Here is a 20,835-nt window from a genome sequence, read left to right on the forward strand (position 1 = left end):
AAACGGTAAAATTGTCAGCCATTCAAGTTCATTGAACCATAATCCTTGTGGGGGGTCAACATCACCGGACAAGGGGGGTCAGTATCACCGGAATATCCAACTCTAAAAGTCTATTGCTTTGCATTAGGAGCATGGAGTGTAAATCACGCTAACAAGAAGGTACTGAAGATAGCCCTAAACGCCAAAAGAAGGCCATGGCTCGATGGTATTTTTGCTAAAGTCGAAAACCTTGGCCCTCCTTTTCAATATCTTAATGCATAATGCGGGTTGACACAGCTTCTGCAGAAAGGTCGTTGTTGTCGAATTCTTCGTCGGTTCCATCGTACGTCATTCCTCCGAATTCCCTACCGGTAAAATTCATCCAGTTACCTGAATTAACAACAGAATGCATACCATTGCTTACTTGTGATATTTGGCATTCATCCGACAAAACACCAATTTCTGAAGAATGGTCAGACTGCGCATAAACATAATTTTGAATTAAGTGGTTTGCCCTATCTACCACTCCTCTCGTTGAATAATAATCAGTAAAAACCTCTTCCGTGCTAATTCCCATCTCAGGGCTTACATCCAGGTACTCTTCGCACGATATAAAAGCCGCAACTAAAACAAAAGCTAATACTAGTATTTTATAATATCTTTTCATCTTACTATAATTTTAACTTTTAAAATGATACCCTCAATCCTAAATTATATCGCTTTGTTATAGGGTATACCTCCAACTGGCTTTGTTCAGGATCAAATTCATCTGGTAAATCAGACCAGGTAGCCAAATTATTACCGTTAACATATACTTCAAAAGATTCAAACAATCCAATTTTATCTTGAAGCCTTTTCCCGATTTTGTATTTAACTTCGAGTGTTTTCAAACGTAAAAATGCACTTGAACGAACATTATATGTACTACGTTGCTTATCATGATTATTGCTTGAAAGGTGTAGAGCAGGATGTTCTCCATCGGTATTAGTCGGAGTCCAGGCATCTAGTTGTTCATTATTTAGCAATTGAAATCCCAGTGGATGATGACCTGTATATTCGAATAGATACAAATCTGAAATATATTTAGATATATCGAACATGCCATTAAACATGGCGTGTACACCAAAACCCTTCCAATTAAAACCTAAACTGAAAGCATAGGTTTTGGTAGCATAACTCGGATCTGCAATAGGTACCATATCAAAAACATCAATGATACCATCGCCATTATAATCAACATAACTAAGTGAACCTGGGATTAAGTTACTTGAATAAGAAGAGATAGTACTATTGTAAACAGCGTTCCATGTCTGATATAAGCCTGTACTTATTAGACCACTCTGCCAACCGATTGGTTTCCCTTCGTCCTGTTGTTGAATTGGCGTAGCCGGAGGATCATCTTTTTCAATAATACGGCTTTCGCTTAAAGACAAATTAACCTTTACAAAATAATTGAAATGTTGGCCAATTTTAGAGTTCCATTTTAGTTCCGCATCAATACCATGGTTTTTGGTTTCACCCATATTTGCATAAGGGGATTGACTTCCATAAGTAGGAGGTACCGTACGGCGTTCCATCGTGCCGAAAATAACTTCAACTCCCTGCTCCTGCATGGCCGGCCCAAGGTACTTTCCGATAAAGTTGGCCAAGCCCGCTGCGGTCCAGCAACAGCTTGGGAAAACCTGTGCCGAGTTAAATTCATTTTGTGGCATAACGCCAAAAATATCAATCCCTTCGATTCTGTAGGCGTCAATAAATTTTGAGAAATACGTTGCATAGGCTTGCAGATAACGATCCTCCTGAATGAACATGTCTGTCCCTTCTTTGCCTTCCCGATCCAGCGGCAAATCATTTTGGTACTTCGGATTCATGATATTGGAAAAAAAACCGCCCATCGTTCCGGCATTTTCGTTGCCTTCCTTCTTTTGTTGCTCGGCAAACGTTGCAGCCATCTCAGCCATTCGTAACGACGAAGCGCTCGCATAGTGCTTGTTATGCTTCATCCACGATGGCGGACACAGGGTGAAGCCCAGATAGCCAGATCAGGTTGATATTTTTGGGCACTCTTAATGAACGGAATCAGTGTTTCACGATCATTGTCATTGGAAAAGTTTGCCATCGCGAAATCACCGTCGGTTTCGTTGTACGAATACCATTCGCGCGAAAAGTCGTTCGCAGCCACCGGCATCCGGCAGATCGTGAAGTTTGCCCCAACGCCCGGTGCGAAAAGCTCCTGCATAATTGATTCCCGATCGGCATCAGAAAGTTCGCTCAAAGAAGTCCACCCCAATTCATTGAAACAGGATCCCAACCCTTCAATTTCCTGTAGCGTCTTATCTACCGAAACTGAAACATCGATTTCGACATTTGCTTCAGCGGGATTCACTGTCCCTTGATCTACCCAAGCATGGTTGACTGTTGTGGAGACCATAGTCGAGGTCGAATTCTTCTCAGCACTTCATGCAACAAAGAGTAGAATAATAAAAATCAAATTTCGGCTCATCATCATATTGTTTTAGTTTAGAATAGTTCATTTCAATGCCTCAGTAAGAAACCGTTTTGACGATCCAAAGACATTCATCTCACACCTTAATCCCTTGCGCAGATCAAAATTTTAATCTTTTTCATCCAATCGTCGACTTATCTATTTATCTATGCGGGCGACAATCCTGGAATAACGGTTTCCCGGATCCAAAAACAGAATTACGAGTAAAATAGCATAACTCCTATCTATTATATCTTCAAACCGGAAAAACCCCTATTGGAGTTTAGTGTACTCTTCCGTTCTGTTTGCTTTTTTCTTGTTTTGGTATGAACCAATACGGACAATTAACGTCTATCCACATTTGAGTAACATCTACCGAAACGCTATTCTTGCGGCTTAAATCCTATCCTTGGGAAGCTTTTTATGAAATAATGAATTAGAGCGATTTTAGTCTCTACTCAAATAGACCCGATTTAACAACTTTCTTTATACTGAACCGGGGTCTTGCTAAATTCGGTTTTAAAACACTTTGAGAAATACGAGTGATTAGAGAAACCAACCATATACATTACCTCAGCTACCGAAAACTTCTGCTGCTGTAAAAGCATGGCTGCTTTTTTCATACGCACCGACCGGATATACTCAACCGGAGTCATCCCGGTTAACTGCTTTAATTTCCGATAGATTTGTTTATTATTCACGCCCGATATTTCACAAAGCGCGTTCACATTCAAATCCGAATCGGCTAAATGTTCCTCGATAATATGCGTTATGCGCGACAAAAACTTCTCGTCCTGCGATTCCGCTTCGATTTCTTTAGGTTCGGCGATGGACTTGAGCCTGATTTTATTTTCGAGCTTCTGATTTCGTTGAATTAACTGTCCAACCCGCGACAGCAGAATATCCGTTTCAAAAGGCTTTGGAATAAAGGCATCAATATTCAACTGAATACTTTCCAATTCCGTTTCCTTATCATCCTTTGCGGTCAGCAGAATAATCGGGATAGTTGAGGTAGGCACATTTTTACGAATACGGTGGCACATCTCCAGTCCGCCTATCCCCGGCATCATCACATCTGAGATCACCAAATCAGGCTTTTGTTCCAAACAAAGCGACAGGCCGGTTTCGCCATCCTCAGCTAACAAACAATGATACTTATCCTTGAGGATCTGAACCACAAAATCCGAAATTTCACGGTTATCATCAACGACCAAAACCAAGGGTTTTTCCGAACTGTTAATTTCGACCAACCCAACCTTCCCGGCTTGTTCCGATGCCGTGAAAACGGTTTTCAGTTGCTGAACCGGCAGCCTGATCGTAAAGGTTGTCCCAACATTTTCTTCCGACACAACAGTCACTTTTCCACCGTGTAGTTCGGTGTAAGTTTTCACCAGGTAGAGGCCAATTCCGGTTCCTTTCCTTGTCCCCGCTGTTTTCGACGATTGGAAAAAGCGTTGGAAAATATACGGAAGATCCTTAACCGGTATTCCTGTTCCGGTATCAGAGACATTCATAATCAACGCTTCATCACTTTCGTCATAACTGATTTCCAGTGCAATTACACCTCCTCCTGCACTGTATTTCACCGCGTTCGACAACAGATTACTAAGAATTGATTCCCATTTAATCACATCCAACTCCAGGTAAATTCGTTCTACATTCGTTTCAAAACGAAAAGTGAATTCCTGTTCATCCTCGGCCTCCTTGAATACATTGAATAGTTTACGTGTAAAGGAAACCAACTCAATACGCGAAAGAATCAGCAGGGAGTTTGTATTGTTGTTGATCCGGTTGAAATCGAGCATTTGGTGAATGAGCGAGTTCAGTTTAATCGCATTGTGCTGCACCTGCTTCAACTGATGTTTTTCATCGGCATCTTTAATTCCGGGCAATAACCGGCTGATGGGACCAATAATCATGCTTAAAGGCGTCTTCAACTCGTGCGACATATTGGTCAGGAACTCCATTTTCATGCGAGACTGTTCAGTGACTTTCTCCTTTTCAATCCGTTCGATCCGCAAGTGGTTCCGAACCCGAAAAAAGTTAATTGTCCAACCGGCGAGGAACAACACAAAAACAACATAAACACCTTTAGCCCAAAACGTTAAATGCCAGGGAGGATCGATCGTTATCCGAACCTTGTAAGCCTGATCCGATGGTTTTCCATTTCCATCAAGCCGCGTAACAACCAACCGATAATCACCATATGCGAGGTTACTGTATGAAATCCGGTTGTTATTCGAACTAAGCAGGTTCCAGTCTTCATCCAGCTCTTCCAGGCGGTAAACCAATTTATTTTTTCCCTCCAGCGAATAGGGCAAATCCGAAATATCAATCGCTATATTATTCTGTTGGTAGTTTAAGCGAATAGAATGATTGTAGCGAATGCTCCTGTCTCCCGGCTCGGTTAGCTCACTGTTTACGTAAAAGGCAGTGGCGATGATCGGACGCTTTGCTGTCTGCGCCGCTTCAATTTGAGGGTTTGTGATCGCAATGCCATCTACTTCCCCCATTAGAATTCGGCTATCCCCAGTATCGTAAAAGAGACTCAAAAACCGCTTATCCGACAGGTTGAGATATCGCGCTTGCAGATGTTGAGTATCTACCAGCCAAAACCCATCGGTTGTCGACACCCAAATATTTCCTTCGGCTTCCATCATCGACAATACTTCGTTGGTACTGGACGTATCAAAAAAGACCGAATCCACCTTGTTGTCTTTCGGATTGATACGCAAAACGCCTTCACTCAGGCCAACCCATATTTTCCCCGAATGATCGCATAAGATGTACGAAGGATTCGTGGTCTCGGTGAATTCATCAAGCGGAAACTTAGTCACCTTACGCGTCTGCATATCAATCTTGTCGATTCCGTTATTATAGAGCAGAACCCAAACATTCCCCTCCTGATCGGGCACAAGCTGGTTAATAAACATTCCCGAAAGACCATTAGCCGAACTAAAATTGAAATCGGCAATGTAGGGGTTGTCTTTATGGGCTAAAAGCTTCTGTTTATCGACAACAAAAATTCCTCCCAAACAAGTCGCTATCCAAAGATTTCCCCGGGTATCTTCAAACATATTATAAGCCCAGTTGGTGTTGTAAGTGCCGGTACTGTCGAGAATGTTGTATTGAATAAACTGTTCGGCCTCGTAATCGTATCGGTTAATACTCCCATCGGTCGCAATCCACAAATTCGAATCACGATCTTCGTAAATATGCCGAATACGCCCGTGAGGCAGCGGATGTTCAGAATCTTCAGTATTGTACCAAACCGGGTTGGTCCATTCCCCCTTCGTCTGATTAACGCGAATAATGCCGTTCGATCCGCCAAACCAGTAATTATTTCCGGAATCTTTGAAAAGCGAATAAAATTGATTGCCGGTGCCTGTCCCGGTGATCTCGGCAATGGGAACATCCTGCAAGGTCCGGTTTGTACGCGACAGCGAAACACCATAGTCGGTGCCTAACCAAATGTTTTGATTGCGATCCGAGTAGATATTCCAAACAATATTGTTATACAACGAACTTGTGTTGCGGGAATCGTGCATCACATGCTGCAGCGGTTCAGCCTCCGAATAAATATACAGTCCGTTATCGGTTCCGGCCAGCAGATGTGAGCGAACATCCAAGGCCAGCGACTTCACCGAGTTATCCTGAAATTCCTCTAACCGGCCAACCGAGCCGTCTTTCAAATTGTATTTCAGCAAGCCACCTTCCATGCCAATCCAGATGCAGTTGCGCGCCGAATCCTCCAGCAGTGAGTTAATGAACTGGTTGTTTTTCTTTGGATTTTGCGGAAGTTCAATTTTTTGAAAGGAATTGTGGCTTGGCTCATAATAACACAAGCCGTTGTAGGTTCCGACATAAAGCCGGTTGTTTCCCGACTGAATAATCGAATACACGGTTTTATGCGGAAGACCCGGATACTGATTGGTGTCGAAGTATTTCAGTTTCTGTTCACGCAAATTGTAACTGAACAATCCGTCCAGCGAGCCCAGCCATAAGATATCGCCCTGCAAAACCATGCTGCGCACATCGGTTGGAAATTCAACCGGAGCTTCCTCATACCGATCAGTTAATAGATTGTAGATCAACACCCCGTTGTCGGCACCTAAATAGAGTAAGGTCGAATAAGCAATGACACCGCAGTAGATTTGCGTGTTACTTTTTTCGTCGAAGGTGAAGTGCTGTTGAACAGAGTAGCCATCATAACTAAACAGCCCTCTGTTAGATCCAATCCAGATCAATCCCTGATTGTCCTGCAAAAAACAACTGATGACCGATGCTCCCGGTCCCAGGTTGATATTTTCGAACATTTTGTATTTCAATTTCTGCGCCCGCCCCCCTGCAAATGTTAGGAGAAGAAGCAGAAACAAAAGGCTGATTTTCTTGGGCATAAAAAAGCTCTGAAAGGGTTGAATGACAAAGTTATCGATTATTGCCAAAATCCAAACACCTTTCAGAACCAGATACCTATTCTCTAATCTAACTATATCCTATTTTGATTGAATCGTAAGCTTTCCGGCTTTCAATCCTTTTCCTTTTACCTGAAGGCTAATATCTCCGGCTTGTTCGGTACTTTGAACCAAAACGACCAGTTTTCCGCTGAACAATTTCATCGTTGGCAGGTGGAACAGTTCCAACGATGTTGCATCGCCATTACAGGCTGCCCGATAATTTCCGGCACCATCAACCTTAAAATCCAACTGGTTCGTGACCGTCGGACAAGGGACTCCGTTTTTGTCGACTACAGAAACGGTGACAAAGCTGATGTCCTGGCCATCGGCGCTGATGGTTTTGCGGTCGGGCTCCAGCACCAGGCGGTAAGGTTTGCCGGCTGTCCGGACAACTTCTTCGACCGCAACCGTGCCCTTGTCGTCATAAGCAACCACTTTCAGTTCGCCTGGTTCGTAAACTACATCGTTCCACATCAGGCGGTAACGCTCCAGTTTCGATTCCTTGTTTTTGGTGCGCACCCCCATGCTTTTGCCGTTCACAAACAGTTCGGCACTGTTGTAGCTGGTGTACACAAACACCGGAACCGTGTCGCCTTCCATGCCCGGCCAGTTCCAGTGCGGTAAAATATGCAGGGTTGATTCATCGGTATTCCAGCGACTTTTGTACCAATAGTAGCGGTCCTTGGGCAATCCGGCCAAATCGCAGATACCGAAATACGAACTGCGCGATGGCCAGTATTCGTCGTAAGGCGTTGGTTCGCCCAAGTAGTCGAAGCCTGTCCAGACAAATTCGCCAATCACCCAGTCTTTGTCATCTTGTAACACGGCGTCGTCTTCGGGTAAATTACTCCAGTTGCAGTATTCCAAATCGTAGGATGAGGATTGGCCGTCGGGGTACATTTTGCCAACGGCTTTCTCAACCGGGAACTTGTAAATGCCCCGTGAACTCACGGTAGAGGCGGTTTCGGAGCCCAGCACAAAACCCTGCGGGAAACGGTCGTAGGCTTCTTCGTAAAGGTGGGTGCGGTAGTTCAAACCCGGAACGTCCATAATGGCGCCAAAGCCCGATTCCATCACCGCTTTTACCTGGTCCATACCAACGGTAACCGGGCGGGTGGGGTCTTCGCGGTGGAAGATTTCCTGCAAGCGTTTGGCCCGTTTCACGCCTTCGCTTCCCCATTGGTCGGGCACTTCGTTGCCGCTGCTCCATAGCACGATACAGGGGTGATTGCGGGTTGCGCGAACCAGGTTCACAATATCTTTTTCGTGGTAGTCGTCGAAGAAGCGGTTGTAGCCGTTTTTCACCTTCGGCTTTTTCCATTCGTCGAAGCTTTCGGCCAGAAACAGCATGCCCATTTCGTCACACAATTCCAGCTGCTCCATCGAGGGCATGTTGTGCGAACTGCGAATCGCGTTGGCACCCATGTCTTTCATCAGTTGAATCTGGCGGCGCAGGGCGGCTTTATTCACCGCGGCTCCCAGCGGGCCGAGGTCGTGGTGCAGGCAAACGCCCCGGAACTTGGTGATTTTCCCATTAAGTTTAAAACCTTCGCCGGCAGTGTAGCTGATGGTGCGAACCCCGAAGCGGGTGGTCTGCACATCCTGCAAGGCGCCGTTTTTATCGTACAGTTTCGATTCGGCAACATACAGCGTTGGCGATTCGGGGCTCCACAATTTCGGATTTTCGAGGGCGATGTTTTGCACAAACTCATCGCCAAACAGGGTTTCGCTCGAAGCGCTGGCCAGCACCTTTCCGCTGGCGTCTTTAATTTCGGTTTCGAGCCGAAGTCCTTTTCCTTCAACCTTGGTTTTCACGTTAATCTGTGCCAGGCTGTCGCTCACATAGGGCGAGGTCACAAACGTGTTCCAAAGTTGAAAATGGTTTTTGGGCTGAACCAGCACACGCACTTTGCGAAACAATCCGGCACCCGGGTACCAGCGGCTCGACAGCTCTTTGGGCGACAGGTGTACCGCCAGTAAATTGCTGTTCCCCGATTTCACCAGGTCGGTAATGTCGAGCTTGAAGTAAGCGTATCCGTAGCCCCATTCACCCGCTTTTTGTCCGTTTACAAACACAACGGGGTCGCTCATGGCACCTTCAAACAGAACCAGGACACGGCTATCTTCGGCCAGTTTGGGCAGCTCGAAGCTGGTTCGGTACCAGCCGTCGCCAATGTGTGGCAGCGAGCCGGTTCGACCGGTTTTTTCGCTGGCATCCTGTTCGTTGTTCTGGGTGATGGCTACCACCTGCTTATCGACTTCCTTATCAAACGGACCGAAAATGGCCCAGTCGTGCGGCACGGAAACGCTTTCCCAGTTCGAGTCGTCGAAGCCGGGATGTTCGGCACCCTCCATGTTCCCTTTGGTAAACTTCCAGTTTTTATCCAGAATGAAGTCTTCGGTCTGGGCCTGGGCAAACAGGTTGAAGGCGAGTAAAATCGCGATAATAATTGTTCTCATCTGTGTGAATTTTCGATGAACTTTCTGCATTTTCGGTATGAAAGTCCGCAATTTAAATAATATTCCAACCGATGGATTAGTTATTTATACATTTTCGGTTTATACGAGCTTGGATTTTACAGCTAGTTCATGGTTTTGGTTTTTACTCCGCAAATGCATCCAGAGCAATGGTCGGTTTTCCGCTTTCGTCAAATGCTCCCAACGTATACTCGTTCCAACCACTGTTTACCTGAGGTTCCCAGTAGAACACGCCCAAACATTGGTCGTCGCCGATGGTCTTGCATTGTTCAATCAGATTACTGAGGTAGCTATAGGCTGTTTCGGCATCGTCCCAGGGCATACCGGTTTCGCAAACCATTACTTCGGTCTGGTAGCGGCTAATCATATCATTCATGTTAGTGATCATATCATCAGTCAGCGATTGCCAGTTTTCTGCTGATGGGTAAAGCGACATGCCGATGATGTCATACTTGCCGCCGTTGGCTTGCAGACCGTCGAACAACCAGCGGTATAAGTCGTTTCTATTTCCTTCTTGCAAGTGAATAATCACCAACGCATCAGGGAATACCGATTTTACAGCATCATATCCTGCGTTGTTTAATTCAGCATATTGAGCCATATTATCCGATGCTCTTCCATCGTCCCAAAGCATACCGTTTCCGGTTTCGTTGCCGACTTGTACCCACTCCGGGCTGATACCGTTTTCCTGCAGCAGGGTCAGCACTTCGGTGGTGTGGTTGGCTACGGCCGTTTTCAACTCGTCGAACGAAAGGTTTTCCCAGGCGGCGGGTTTGTTTTGCTGGCCAGGGTCGGCCCAGCTGTCGCTGTAATGAAAGTCAATCATCAGGCGCATACCCAGCTGATTGGCGCGCCAGGCTTTTACCAGTACATCGTTTTTGTTGCACCAGCCGGAGGTGGGGTCAACCCAAACGCGCAGGCGGATGGAGTTCATGCCTAAATCGCGCAACAGATACATACATTCGGTTTGCTTACCGTTGGCATCGAAAAACCGCACACCGTTGCTTTCCATCTCCGTCAGCCAGCTCACATCAGCTCCTTTCGCAAAGCCGCTCATATCGTATTCCGGTTCCGGCAGCGGCGTTTGCAGTTGGGGTTCTTCGTCGCAGGCAACAAACAAACCCAGCATGAATGCCACCAGTAAAGTAATTTTAAATCGTTTCATAACTCGTCCTTTCCGTATTTTGAAGAATTAGTCACTGCCCCTTTTCCCGGGACAGCGACCTTTATTTTTACTGTGTAATGCTGTAAGTTCCGGCAATCAGGTTGACTGTCATCGTATAAGTTCCGGCAGTCAAGCTTGCGTCATCAGTAATATTGCTTCCTCTATAATGCAAGCTACCGGATGATCCGCCGAAGTAACGATTCCAGCTGCTGTCCAGATGAATCTGAAATCCCCAGGGCGAGGCACCCGCAAAGGTGATTTGCCCGGAATATTCACCGGCTGTTGCGGTTGCAGTCAGCGGCATATTAAAGTTCCACTGGTCATCCAGACCAACAACCCAGATCTCGTTACCCAAAGCTGTCAGGTTATAAGTCAGACCATTCAATGAAACATCAATCAGGTATAAACCGGCAGTTGGAGCAGGAATATTTGTATTACCCTGGAAAACCAAAGTCCCTGAAGTTGCATCACCTGAGTCCAACAAATAATTGTCGCTCCAGTTGTCTCTCTCAATATTAATGGTGTACCCCCAAAGTGAGTTTACATTCACAACGCCCGCATAAGCCAAATTCTCTTCATTATACAAAGGAAGAGCATTATCGAAAGTCCAGTTACCGGAAATGCCATCATCTACACCGGGCAAATAAACATTCGGGTTGACAACTACCGGTTCTTCAGAACCTTCAACCGCTTCAACGGTCCATGCTGTGGGGTCACTCAAATCGATAGTCAATGTGTAATCGCCCGCCTGAGGCACTGTAACTGTAATATCGCCGGCTTGAGAAACGAGTTCAACATAGCTGCCGTTTTGAGCGAACGCCACCGGTGTATCAATTGCTGCTTCATCATCGGTACCTGTTGCATTGTTGTATTGATTTCCGGTTCCGCTAACCTGGATTGTCATTGTTGTTGACGTTGCCGTAAATGGTAAGGTCCACTTCACATTCGGTCGATCAAAAGTCAGTTCGCCCGAAATGTCGCCGCTAACGGTCAAAGTCGGAATCCAAAGGGCCGACCAGTTTTGGCTGTTAGTATTGAAGTCGACATAGTAACATCCTCCTTGACCCGGGAACCAGCAGTTCCAGCTCCCATCTTCAGAAGAAGTCACAAAGGCCGTTCCGCTAACTGCATCGTTACCCCAAACAGTTCCGTCTCCTTCTTCCAGGAAGAAGCTATACCATGCCGTAGCACCCATGAAACCAACATATTCGCCGTCAGAATCGGCGGAATAAAGTGTTGCACCAGTCGCTTCCTGATCTGAATTCAGGATAAATCCGATGCTCATATCAATTTCGTAGGTCGTAATATTTACTGTGATCATATTACTATACACCGGGTTCATATTAGCGCCCACGGAAGCCTCCAACCGGAAGTAAACTGGTGTTGCAGCATCTGGTGTTGCGCCAAGGTTCTTTGCGATCGTGTTCAACTGAGCGACTGTATAAGTGTGCGACAGACTTGACTCTACTGATTCCTGGATTGTTCCGGAAAAATCTTCGCTGGCAGAGACCTGCAGCGTCGTTGAAAGTACATTTGGTGCCAACATAGTCGGATCACTCACCGTCAACGTGCTGGTCGTCCAGGTCAGAGACAAAGCATGTTCCGCACTGGTTTCCTGGGTGAGCACAACCGTTGACTCGGTTGCCATCAACTCGCTTTGTTCAAGCCCCGATAAAGTTATCAGGTCGCCGTCTTTCTCGCAGGCTGTAAAGGCTGCAATCGACATTAACGCTATTAAAAAATGTTTTATGGTTTTCATTTTCTTATCTTCTTTAGTTGGCGAATCAATATTCTTCGTTATATAAATTCGGGTTAGCAGTCAGGTCCGAAGTTGGTATCGGGTAGTAGTTATATTTACTGTCCACTGCCCTTCCGTCTCTTACTCCGCCTTTCCATTGCCAGATGTATGAATCAGTCGTAAACAGTCCAAAACGGATCAGATCGGTACGGCGGGTGCATTCCCATGCCAGTTCGCGCGCACGTTCATCCAGGATAAAGTTCAAAGTCAGATCTGAAGCAGATAGTCTACCATCAGACTCGAAATTGTCTCCGTAGGCACGTGCTCTCAACTCGTTCACTAACTCCAACGCAGTTGCAGACGAGCTTCCGCCACCACCGCGAATCACACTTTCGGCCAGCATCAGGTACACATCGGCCAGGCGGAACAGCGGGAAGTCGGTATTCACACCACCATCTGCGGTATTTGATGCAATTTCTCCGGCATCGGTCAGGTTAGTCCATTTCGACATAAAGTAACCGTAGCTTTGATTATCGATCTCATCTAAATATTGTGTCTGGCCTTCGGTGAAGAACAGTTTGCGACCATCGGCATCGTTGTACAAAGCCGGTAACTCACCGCGAACACGGAACATCCCCCATCCGCTTTCTACTCCATAGTCGGCTGGATTCTGATAATCCGAGGTGTTACTCACTTCGCCGCAAATCAAATAAGTGGTTGAACCCCATGAAACGGTGTGCATAGCATCGACCTGAAGCGAGAAAATAATTTCGTTGGTGCGCAAGTGGTTATCGGCGTTAAACAACTTTTGAAAATCAGGTTCCAACGAGTAGCCTGCAGTTAAAACCTGGTTACAATATGTAATACAATCGGTGTAACGAGCCTCGTTGGTGTAGACTTCGGCATTCAAATACAGCTTTGCAAGTAAAGTCCAGGCAGCAGCCTGAGATACCCGACCGTATTCCACCTCAGAACGACCAGGCAAGTTTTCTTCAATGTCGATCAACTCTGCTTCGATATAGTTAAAAATTTCGGTTGAAGTATAGCGAGGAGGAGCATAAGCTCCGACCGGGTCAACTTCAGTGACAAACGGAATGTTACGGAACAAATCCAGAGCATGATAATAGGCGAGTGCTCTCAGAAAGCGTGCATCTGCCCGAAACTGCACAATTTCAGATTGCTCCTTTTCTGGCAAGCTGGCAATTCTCTCATCGGTAGCGTTGCGCAAAAATTCGTTGCTTAGTGCAATGGTATAATAAATTCGGTAATACATATCCGATACCCACGAGTCGTTTGCATCCCAGGATAGGAAAGTTAAATCGCCAATAAAATCGCCTTCCAGCCAGGTCGAAGCCAGTTCATCGGTTCCAGCCTCCTGAAGATTAAAATAACTTCGCATGTAATCTTGTCCGTTATTACTCGAAAGGTCAGCATTCCCGCCACCTCTCTCTTGTCCGGTAGTTACAAACGAAGCATAAATTTTTGCCAGAACTGCATTGTAATTCTCCGCACTGGTATAAACACTTTCCGAAGTCGTTTCAGTATGAGGATATTGATCCAGGTCCTTTTCGCAGGATGCAAGTAATAACGTACTTACAACCAATATGCAGAAATATATTTTTTTCATATTCCGATTCAATTTAAACGATTAGAAATTAAGTCCTAAGCCCAATGAGAATGTCCGGGGGCGGGGGTAGAATGAAATATCCATACCGTTCGGCACTTCCGGATCAACACCGGAATAGTTGGTGATGGTGAAAACGTTTTGCACCATGGCATTGATGTTGATGTTGCAGGTATTCCAAACTTTGCCGAAGTTGTATCCAAGCGTCAGGTTGTCCATTTTCAGGAACGAGGCATTTTCAACATAGTAATCCGACAGGTATTGGCGGTTGTTGAAACCGGTTTCCAGATAGCTCTTATTCATGTTGTTCAGCTGGTAAGAGTTGTAGCTTACCGTACTCCAGGCTCCGGTATTCATCGCCATTCCATTGTACACGTAATTACCCACATTCGCGCGGAAGTTCATGTTCATTGTCCATTTTTTATAGTTCAGCGAGGTGCTGAAACCGAAAATGAATTCGGGTGCCGGCGAGTGGTAACGGTACAGGTCGCTCGAGTTGATGTTGCCGTCGCCGTTCAGGTCGGCGTAAGCGCCCTCAATGGGTTTACCGCTTTCTGCGTCGTACAGCTGGTGGTACAGGTAGAACATGTAAGGCTCGTAGCCTTCTGTCAACACCTGAAACTGGTAGCTGTCGATGGTCGGTCCAACCAGTGTGTTGGTGGTCGAGCCGCCTTCAATCAGCGACAGGTTTTTCACCTTCATTTTTTGCCAGCTCATGTTGAAGCTCAGATCCCAACTGAAGTTAGCCGTTTTCACCGGCGTGGTGTTAATGGTGACTTCAATCCCGTGACTGTCCACATTACCCACGTTGGTGAGGATATTTCTGTCGAAGTTGGTACCTGCGGCAGCCGGAACGGTAGCCAGCAAGTCTTCGGTATTACGGGTATAGTAGTCGAAGCTACCAGTCACCTTATCATCTGCGATACCAAAGTCGAAACCGGCGTTCCACGATTTGGTAGTCTCCCATTTCAAATCTGAAGCATAGGCCTCGGGACGGTAGGTGTAGTACCATTGGTCGCCGAACATCACCTGAGCGCCATCCTGACTGTAGGTATAAACCGGCAGATAGTTGTAGTTGCCAATGCCCTCCTGCTGGCCGGTAATACCGTAGCTCAGTCGAAGTTTGAAGGTGCTCAGTGCCGGGTTGTCTTTCAGAAAAGATTCTTCGTCAACTTTCCAGGCCAGTGCCACAGAAGGGAACATACCCCAGCGGTTGTCATCGCTGAAGCGCGAAGTTCCGTCGCGGCGCAAGCTGGTGGTCAGCATATATTTCGAGTTGTAGCTGTAGTTCAAACGGGCGTAGTACGACAACAGCACGTGGCGCTGGTCGGTTGCGGCTGTTGTACTCAGCACGTCACCGGCCACGTTCAGCTCCGAATACGTTGGAGTCGTGCTTTTCCAGTATTGGTAGTCGTAACCAACAATGGCTTCAACATTACTTTTAATGTCTTCGAAATACTTGGTGTAATTCAAATAGGTGGTCAGCAAACGGTTGCTGTTTTTCTGGGGGCCGTACTGGTAGTCGCGGCCACCGGTGTTGTAGTACTGCGTTGCCTCGGTCGGAACAAGAATGTTCCCTTCTCCTTTGGCATAGTCGTAACCCAGGATGGCTTTAACGCGCAGGTCGGGCAGGAAGTGGAACTTGTAATCCACGTCGAAGTTACCAACCACACGGTCAACCTGGCTGGTTGAGTGGTATTGCTCAATTAAACCGAGCGGGTTGCGGGTTCCACCGTTCACCGGTGCACCCGAGTTATCGATGTCTTCGTTGTAACCTCCGAAGCTGCCATCGGTGTTGTAAACCGGCAAGGTCGGGTTGTAGGTTGAAGCGGCCCAAATGGCGTTGGTGTTCGCAAAACGGTTGTTGTTGTGCGAAAGCTTTGCATTCAGGTTCAGTTTCAGATAGTCGTTTAAAAATGAGGGTGAAACCGACACGCTTCCGGTCAAACGCTCGGCATTGTCGGTTTTCAGAATACCATTCTGGTTGTAGTAGCCAACCGATGCCCGGAGCGGTGTTTTTTGGGCAATGCGGGCCGACAGGCTCAGGTTGTTGTCGGTTCCGAATGCCGCGTGGTAAATTTCGTCGTTCCAATCGGTGTTGCCGGTTGCGATGAGGGCTTGCTGAGCGGCTGTTCCTTCGCTGCTCATCACATCAATAAACTGGCTTCGCGACAGCATGTCGGGCATTTTAGTGCGCACCTGGACCGAGTTCGTTGTCGAGAAATTCACGGTCATTCCTTTGGTGGTGGCACCTTTCTTCGTTGTAATCAAAATCACCCCGTTCGATGCCCGTGAACCATAAATGGCGGTTGAGGCAGCATCTTTCAGGATGGTGATATTTTCAATGTCGTTCGGGTTAATCAAACTCATAAAGTTGCCCGAGTTTCCGCTGATACCGCCGCTTTCCAGTGGCAGTCCGTCCAGCACAATCAAGGGGTCGTTGCTGGCATTCAGCGAAGCCCCGCCGCGAATACGGATGGTGCTTCCGCCGGTTGGCGAACCGCTGTTCTGCATGATTTGTACGCCTGATACTTTACCCGAAATCAGCTGTTCGGGAGAACTGATCATGCCGCTGTTGAAGTCGTCGGAGCTGACGCTGGTGATGGAGCCGGTGAGGTCGCTTTTGCGCTGCACACCGTAGCCGACAACCACCACGTCAACCAATTGCCTGGTTTCGGCCATCAGTTTTACATTCAGCGATTGGCCTGCCGGTACAGCTACCAGTTGCATCTCGAAACCGATGTACGAGAAGCGGAGTGTCCCATTGGCGGCTACATTCAGAGTGTAGTTTCCGTTGAAGTCGGTGATGGTTCCCTCGCTTGTGCCTTCTACCACAATGGTCACGCCGGGCAGAGGCTCATTCGACTCGTCAACGACCTTTCCGGTAATTGTTTTTTTGTCCTGTTGCTGTGCCCCGGCCGGCGTCATCCCTCCGGCAAGTGTGCAAAACAGGAACAAGATAGCCCATAGGCTGAAAGTTGCGATTTTACGATTCATAATAATAGGTTTTTGATCCTTATAACAATTGTGTTCATTTATCTGAAATGATTGGGTTATTCTATCCAAATAGTGCTTAGTTCCAGGGTGCGGCTTTCGCCTTTTTGCCCGTCAATCCAAAGTACCAGGCTTTCGCTGTTTTGGTTTGAAAACGGGATAGCCGTTTTCGGTTCGAAGTAGCGCGGCATAAACACCGGGTAAGCGTTCGGGAGCAGGGCAGTTTTGGTTTGCTGAAGCTGGCTCAACGGCAGGCGAATGATGCCGTTGTCGGCTTTCAGGCACAAAGCCGCGTAGGTAAAACCATCGCTGGTCACCAACCCGGCCATCAATCCGGCAGGTGCAGCCTGGGCTTGAATGCAGAGGTATTTTGCCTGACTTGCAAATGCAGGCCGGTTCACTATCAGGTCGCCAATGTAACGACGCAGATAGAATTTCGGCTCGGCATCGTCCGATTTGAAGCTGATGCGCAGACTGCTTTTTTCGCCTGGCCCGTGGTCCACACTTTCGCGGCGGATGCTGCTCCATTCCGGGAGCACGTAGCTTTCCAGACGTTGCGCATCTTTCTCCGCATCGAACAGAATGAGCGGGCTGTCGGGAGCAACGAGTTTGGTGCTGTAAAAGCTGCCGGCGGTGTAATCCCAATCCAGCGGACTGCAATCGGTAGCACCGGGGAACGTCGTTTTGTTTGCTCCGCTGAAAACAACCAGGTTGTAGTTGAGGGCGTTTCCATGGAAGCTTTCAGCCGGAATTTCGGCGGCATAGTTGTAGCCTTGTTCCCGTTTCATTTTAAAATAGGTATTGTGATCGTTCCAGAACGAAACACGGTCGGTGTAAATCAGCACCGAGTCGGGTTGAACCGGTGCAGCGATTATGGCTTCAATTTGAATAGCCTTGCCGGTTTCGGCCAGCTTGGCGGGTTGGTGGTAAACGGTGAGCTTATCCGATGCTGTTGGTGCAACGTATTCACCCAGGCGAATGTTGTTCCAGCTGCTTTCCGGCGTCCAGCTTTTTGCCGGATGAATGCCGCTTTTTTGCAGCAGGTACACGCCCGGTTTCAATTGTTCGATAGTGCCGTTTTCAGATCGTGCTTCGAACTGGTTACCCGCATTCATGGCTGTAATTTGAAAGGCATTGCCCAGGTTCGGAAGCTGAAGGGTCATGTCCCGGCTTCCCGAGTAAATCCGCACCACATCTTTATCGAGCGAAGGTTTGGAAAAAGGGTCGCTCACGGGCACGGCGTCGGGCATCACCTCCAGGCGCCAAACGCCGTCTTCGAGCTTATCCAGAAAATAAGCGCCGCTTCCTTCGTAGTGTACCAGTTGTGAACGGCCAACTCCGGCAATCGCTTCTAATTGGTCAGCTTGTTTGGGCTGTGTCGAAGTTGAATTGGAATAATAGAAGCGTGTGTAGCTGTTCAGCTCACTTAAGTTTTGTTTCGCACTGACGCGGAATTCACCGAAAACAGTATCGACCGGGTAAGTGCCGTAGCTTTTATACATCGGTAGCTGGCGGGCAGCTTCGGCAGCAATTTTTAGACTGATAGCTTTGCCGGGCGTGTAGGCCAGGTTCAGGTAATGCGTTTGATATTCGGTATTGTGGGCAGCCAGTTCCAGCGGGTCGTAGGCAAATTGGGTAATCCATTGAAATCCGGCGGTACGGAACGAACGCACCGTTGCAGGGTACATATACGAATACAGCAGGTCGGCCGGGTCGAACTCGTAAACCAGCTTCGCCTTGTTCGAAAAGCCTTTCAGTTCGCTAAATGGAATCGGGTACTCGTCAACATAAGTCAGAAAATTGCCCTGACGTGTGTACCCCGAAACCAATCCGGAGGGATACCACTGGTAGGTTGTTCCCTGAATATCGGTGTCGAAGTAAGCGGCGGCAACCTGGCGGTTATGGCTCACATTATAAAATACCGGTTTGCTGTTGCCGGCTTGTTTCAGGGCCAACAGCATACGGTTAATGTAATCGCGCGTTTCGGCCACGGTACCGCTGTGACAAGGTTCGTTGTTGATTTCGAAGCCCACAACAGCGGCCTCATCTTTATAAGCATTACCGGTGTAAGGATTCACATGTTGCACCAGCGCCGAGATGTAGTTCTCCTGCGCCGCAATGGCCTCGGGCTTGGAATGGATGTCGCACTTGTCGTAAAGGTACGAGAAGCCTCCGGTTGGCTGGTTTCGTTCGGGGTATCCGTTTCCGAAATTGGTTTGCGCCGTAATCACGATGCTGATGCCGCGTTCTTTCAGTTTCGAAATCAGGTAGTCGAGCAGGTCGAGGTGGTCATTTGCGATCAGGTTTCCCTGCGCATCCGAGATTTCAACATCCCAAATGTGAACGCGGTAAGCGTTGAACCCGAGGCGGGCAAAGTGGTACACATCGTCGTCGATGGCTTTTTTGCGGTCGACACCCAGGTAACCGGCGGCGCGGTAAGCATGGGCGAACGGTAAAGTGTAGTTGACCCCGAAGAAGGAGGCCTCCTGCTTGCTGTCGCTCCATCGCATCACCCCTTTTTTGTCGATAAACACTTCGGAAGGTTGCTGGGCAACAGCAAAAAGAACTGTAAAAAAACACAAAAGTGTAGCAAAAGAAAATTTCATATCGTCCTCGTTTAGTTAGAAAATATAGTTAATCACAGGCCAATTTCATTTGACTGAATTGCAACAACTAATTAGGTTTTAAGCAAGCCCAAAAAAATCACTGGCCTTTAGCTGCACCGGCTTATTTTTCGATTAATGTAAAATTACGGGGAGTTTTAAAACAGGGAAAGCAGAGATCGGACATAAAAGGATAAAAAACGGACATTCCGTAGAAATAAAATTGCCCGCAGGACCGGCGAATTCAAATTACTCAGAATACATACACCTCATAACCAATGCATAAGCAAAACACAAAGATCTTTCGATGTACGATAAACAGGAACCATTTGCTCGCTAATTTTACCGGAAAAAATTAGATGAATGTCGACGATGAACCGCATTAAGGCGTTTTCAAAATTTAAACGTCCCTGCAAAATAGATATTGGGTCAGGGTGTTTTTCATTCCTGGGTTTTCCGTTTAGTATTAGTTTTTTTTGTCCCTATATTGCCGCAGCCTGGTTATTATATCGCGGCGCTCCCATTACTATATCAATAACGGCATACGAAAGAATTAGCGCGGTAGCAGAGCCCTGGTGCTGGAGCGGAGCTTTGCCCAAAGACGAAGAAAACACCATGAAAGGACAGCTCGGGAAATAAATCAATTGACTTTCAAAGCCGATTAGCTCACTGGCCGAATTCCAGCAGCGGCGATAAAATAAAAGAGGCTGTCTCAAAAGAGTTCAGCCTCTTTTTTAAACTCATATACTTATTCTAAAATCAGGTAATCAGTTCACGCGTATACTCAGGCATAGCCCCATGTTGCGTACAAACAAAAGCCGAAAGATTGACCGCCATTCGGTGGGTCTCCTTCAGTGATTTTCCGGTTAGCAGTCCAACAACCATCGCTGCAGTGAACGAGTCGCCTGCCCCAACGGTGTCGGCCACTTTTACTTTTGGTGTTGGCAAAAAGCTGCTTGCCTCTTTTGTGATCAGGTAGCTGCCATCGGTGCCGCAGGTCAGCGCCACCATTTTCAGGTTAAAGCGGTGAAGCAGCTCTTCACAGTTTTCTTCATCCTTTCCCTGCAAGCCAAACATCTGAGCGACAAGCTTTATCTCGTCGTCGTTTATCTTTAGAACGTTGCACAATTTCAGCGACGCTTCAATCAAATCCTTCGAATAAAATTGTTGCCGCAGGTTGATATCAAAAATCTTCAGAGCAGTGTCCGGCACCTGGCTCACAAAGTCGCGGATGGTCGTTCCCGATACTTCGCCGCGTTGAGCCAGCGAACCAAAACAAACAGCTTTGGTCCTGGCTGCAATGGCCGCATAT

General features: G+C 47.2%; 11 protein-coding genes. All 11 read right to left on the reverse strand.

The window, feature by feature from the left end:
• Positions 1-250 precede the first annotated feature (250 nt).
• Entirely contained in the window at positions 251-646 is a 396-nt protein-coding gene (locus tag ABZD21_RS17690; protein WP_372776450.1) for a hypothetical protein, read from the reverse strand.
• A gap of 19 nt (positions 647-665) precedes the next feature.
• Positions 666-1,931, reverse strand: a complete 1,266-nt coding sequence (locus ABZD21_RS17695) for a hypothetical protein (protein WP_372776451.1) — start codon at positions 1,929-1,931, stop codon at positions 666-668.
• A 47-nt stretch (positions 1,932-1,978) separates the two neighbouring features.
• The gene (locus tag ABZD21_RS17700; RefSeq protein ID WP_372776452.1) at positions 1,979-2,410 is read right to left on the reverse strand and encodes a hypothetical protein; all 432 of its coding nucleotides are present in this window, start codon (positions 2,408-2,410) and stop codon (positions 1,979-1,981) included.
• 527 nt (positions 2,411-2,937) lie between these two features.
• Positions 2,938-6,780 carry a two-component regulator propeller domain-containing protein gene (locus tag ABZD21_RS17705; RefSeq protein ID WP_372776453.1) on the reverse strand — a complete coding sequence of 1,281 codons (3,843 nt, stop codon included), beginning with the start codon at positions 6,778-6,780 and terminating at the stop codon, positions 2,938-2,940.
• Between the two features lie 180 nt (positions 6,781-6,960).
• The gene (locus ABZD21_RS17710; protein WP_372776454.1) at positions 6,961-9,381 is read right to left on the reverse strand and encodes a glycoside hydrolase family 2 TIM barrel-domain containing protein; all 2,421 of its coding nucleotides are present in this window, start codon (positions 9,379-9,381) and stop codon (positions 6,961-6,963) included.
• A 142-nt stretch (positions 9,382-9,523) separates the two neighbouring features.
• Complete coding sequence (locus ABZD21_RS17715; protein ID WP_372776455.1) at positions 9,524-10,564, reverse strand: arabinogalactan endo-beta-1,4-galactanase; 1,041 nt, start codon at positions 10,562-10,564, stop codon at positions 9,524-9,526.
• Positions 10,565-10,631: 67 nt separating this feature from the next.
• Entirely contained in the window at positions 10,632-12,323 is a 1,692-nt protein-coding gene (locus ABZD21_RS17720; RefSeq protein WP_372776456.1) for a DUF5114 domain-containing protein, read from the reverse strand.
• 25 nt (positions 12,324-12,348) lie between these two features.
• The gene (locus ABZD21_RS17725; RefSeq protein ID WP_372776457.1) at positions 12,349-13,929 is read right to left on the reverse strand and encodes a RagB/SusD family nutrient uptake outer membrane protein; all 1,581 of its coding nucleotides are present in this window, start codon (positions 13,927-13,929) and stop codon (positions 12,349-12,351) included.
• Positions 13,930-13,950: 21 nt separating this feature from the next.
• Complete coding sequence (locus tag ABZD21_RS17730; protein ID WP_372776458.1) at positions 13,951-16,923, reverse strand: SusC/RagA family TonB-linked outer membrane protein; 2,973 nt, start codon at positions 16,921-16,923, stop codon at positions 13,951-13,953.
• Between the two features lie 56 nt (positions 16,924-16,979).
• Complete coding sequence (locus tag ABZD21_RS17735) at positions 16,980-19,526, reverse strand: hypothetical protein (RefSeq protein WP_372776459.1); 2,547 nt, start codon at positions 19,524-19,526, stop codon at positions 16,980-16,982.
• A gap of 756 nt (positions 19,527-20,282) precedes the next feature.
• Positions 20,283-20,835 (reverse strand): PfkB family carbohydrate kinase (locus ABZD21_RS17740; protein ID WP_372776460.1); only part of this gene is annotated, 553 nt, incomplete at its 5' end.

It is taken from the genome of Mangrovibacterium sp., assembly GCF_041596335.1.
In the GTDB taxonomy this organism is placed as follows: Bacteria; Bacteroidota; Bacteroidia; order Bacteroidales; family Prolixibacteraceae; genus Mangrovibacterium.

Excerpts from the sequence above, each read along its gene's own strand:
- ABZD21_RS17690 (WP_372776450.1), bottom strand. The coding sequence starts at position 646 with ATGAAAAGATATTATAAAATACTAGTATTAGCTTTTGTTTTAGTTGCG.
- ABZD21_RS17700 (WP_372776452.1), bottom strand. The coding sequence starts at position 2,410 with ATGGTCTCCACAACAGTCAACCATGCTTGGGTAGATCAAGGGACAGTG.
- ABZD21_RS17715 (WP_372776455.1), bottom strand. The coding sequence starts at position 10,564 with ATGAAACGATTTAAAATTACTTTACTGGTGGCATTCATGCTGGGTTTG.
- ABZD21_RS17730 (WP_372776458.1), bottom strand. The coding sequence starts at position 16,923 with ATGAATCGTAAAATCGCAACTTTCAGCCTATGGGCTATCTTGTTCCTG.
- ABZD21_RS17725 (WP_372776457.1), bottom strand. The coding sequence starts at position 13,929 with ATGAAAAAAATATATTTCTGCATATTGGTTGTAAGTACGTTATTACTT.
- ABZD21_RS17705 (WP_372776453.1), bottom strand. The coding sequence starts at position 6,780 with ATGTTCGAAAATATCAACCTGGGACCGGGAGCATCGGTCATCAGTTGT.
- ABZD21_RS17720 (WP_372776456.1), bottom strand. The coding sequence starts at position 12,323 with ATGAAAACCATAAAACATTTTTTAATAGCGTTAATGTCGATTGCAGCC.
- ABZD21_RS17695 (WP_372776451.1), bottom strand. The coding sequence starts at position 1,931 with ATGGCTGCAACGTTTGCCGAGCAACAAAAGAAGGAAGGCAACGAAAAT.
- ABZD21_RS17710 (WP_372776454.1), bottom strand. The coding sequence starts at position 9,381 with ATGAGAACAATTATTATCGCGATTTTACTCGCCTTCAACCTGTTTGCC.
- ABZD21_RS17735 (WP_372776459.1), bottom strand. The coding sequence starts at position 19,526 with ATGAAATTTTCTTTTGCTACACTTTTGTGTTTTTTTACAGTTCTTTTT.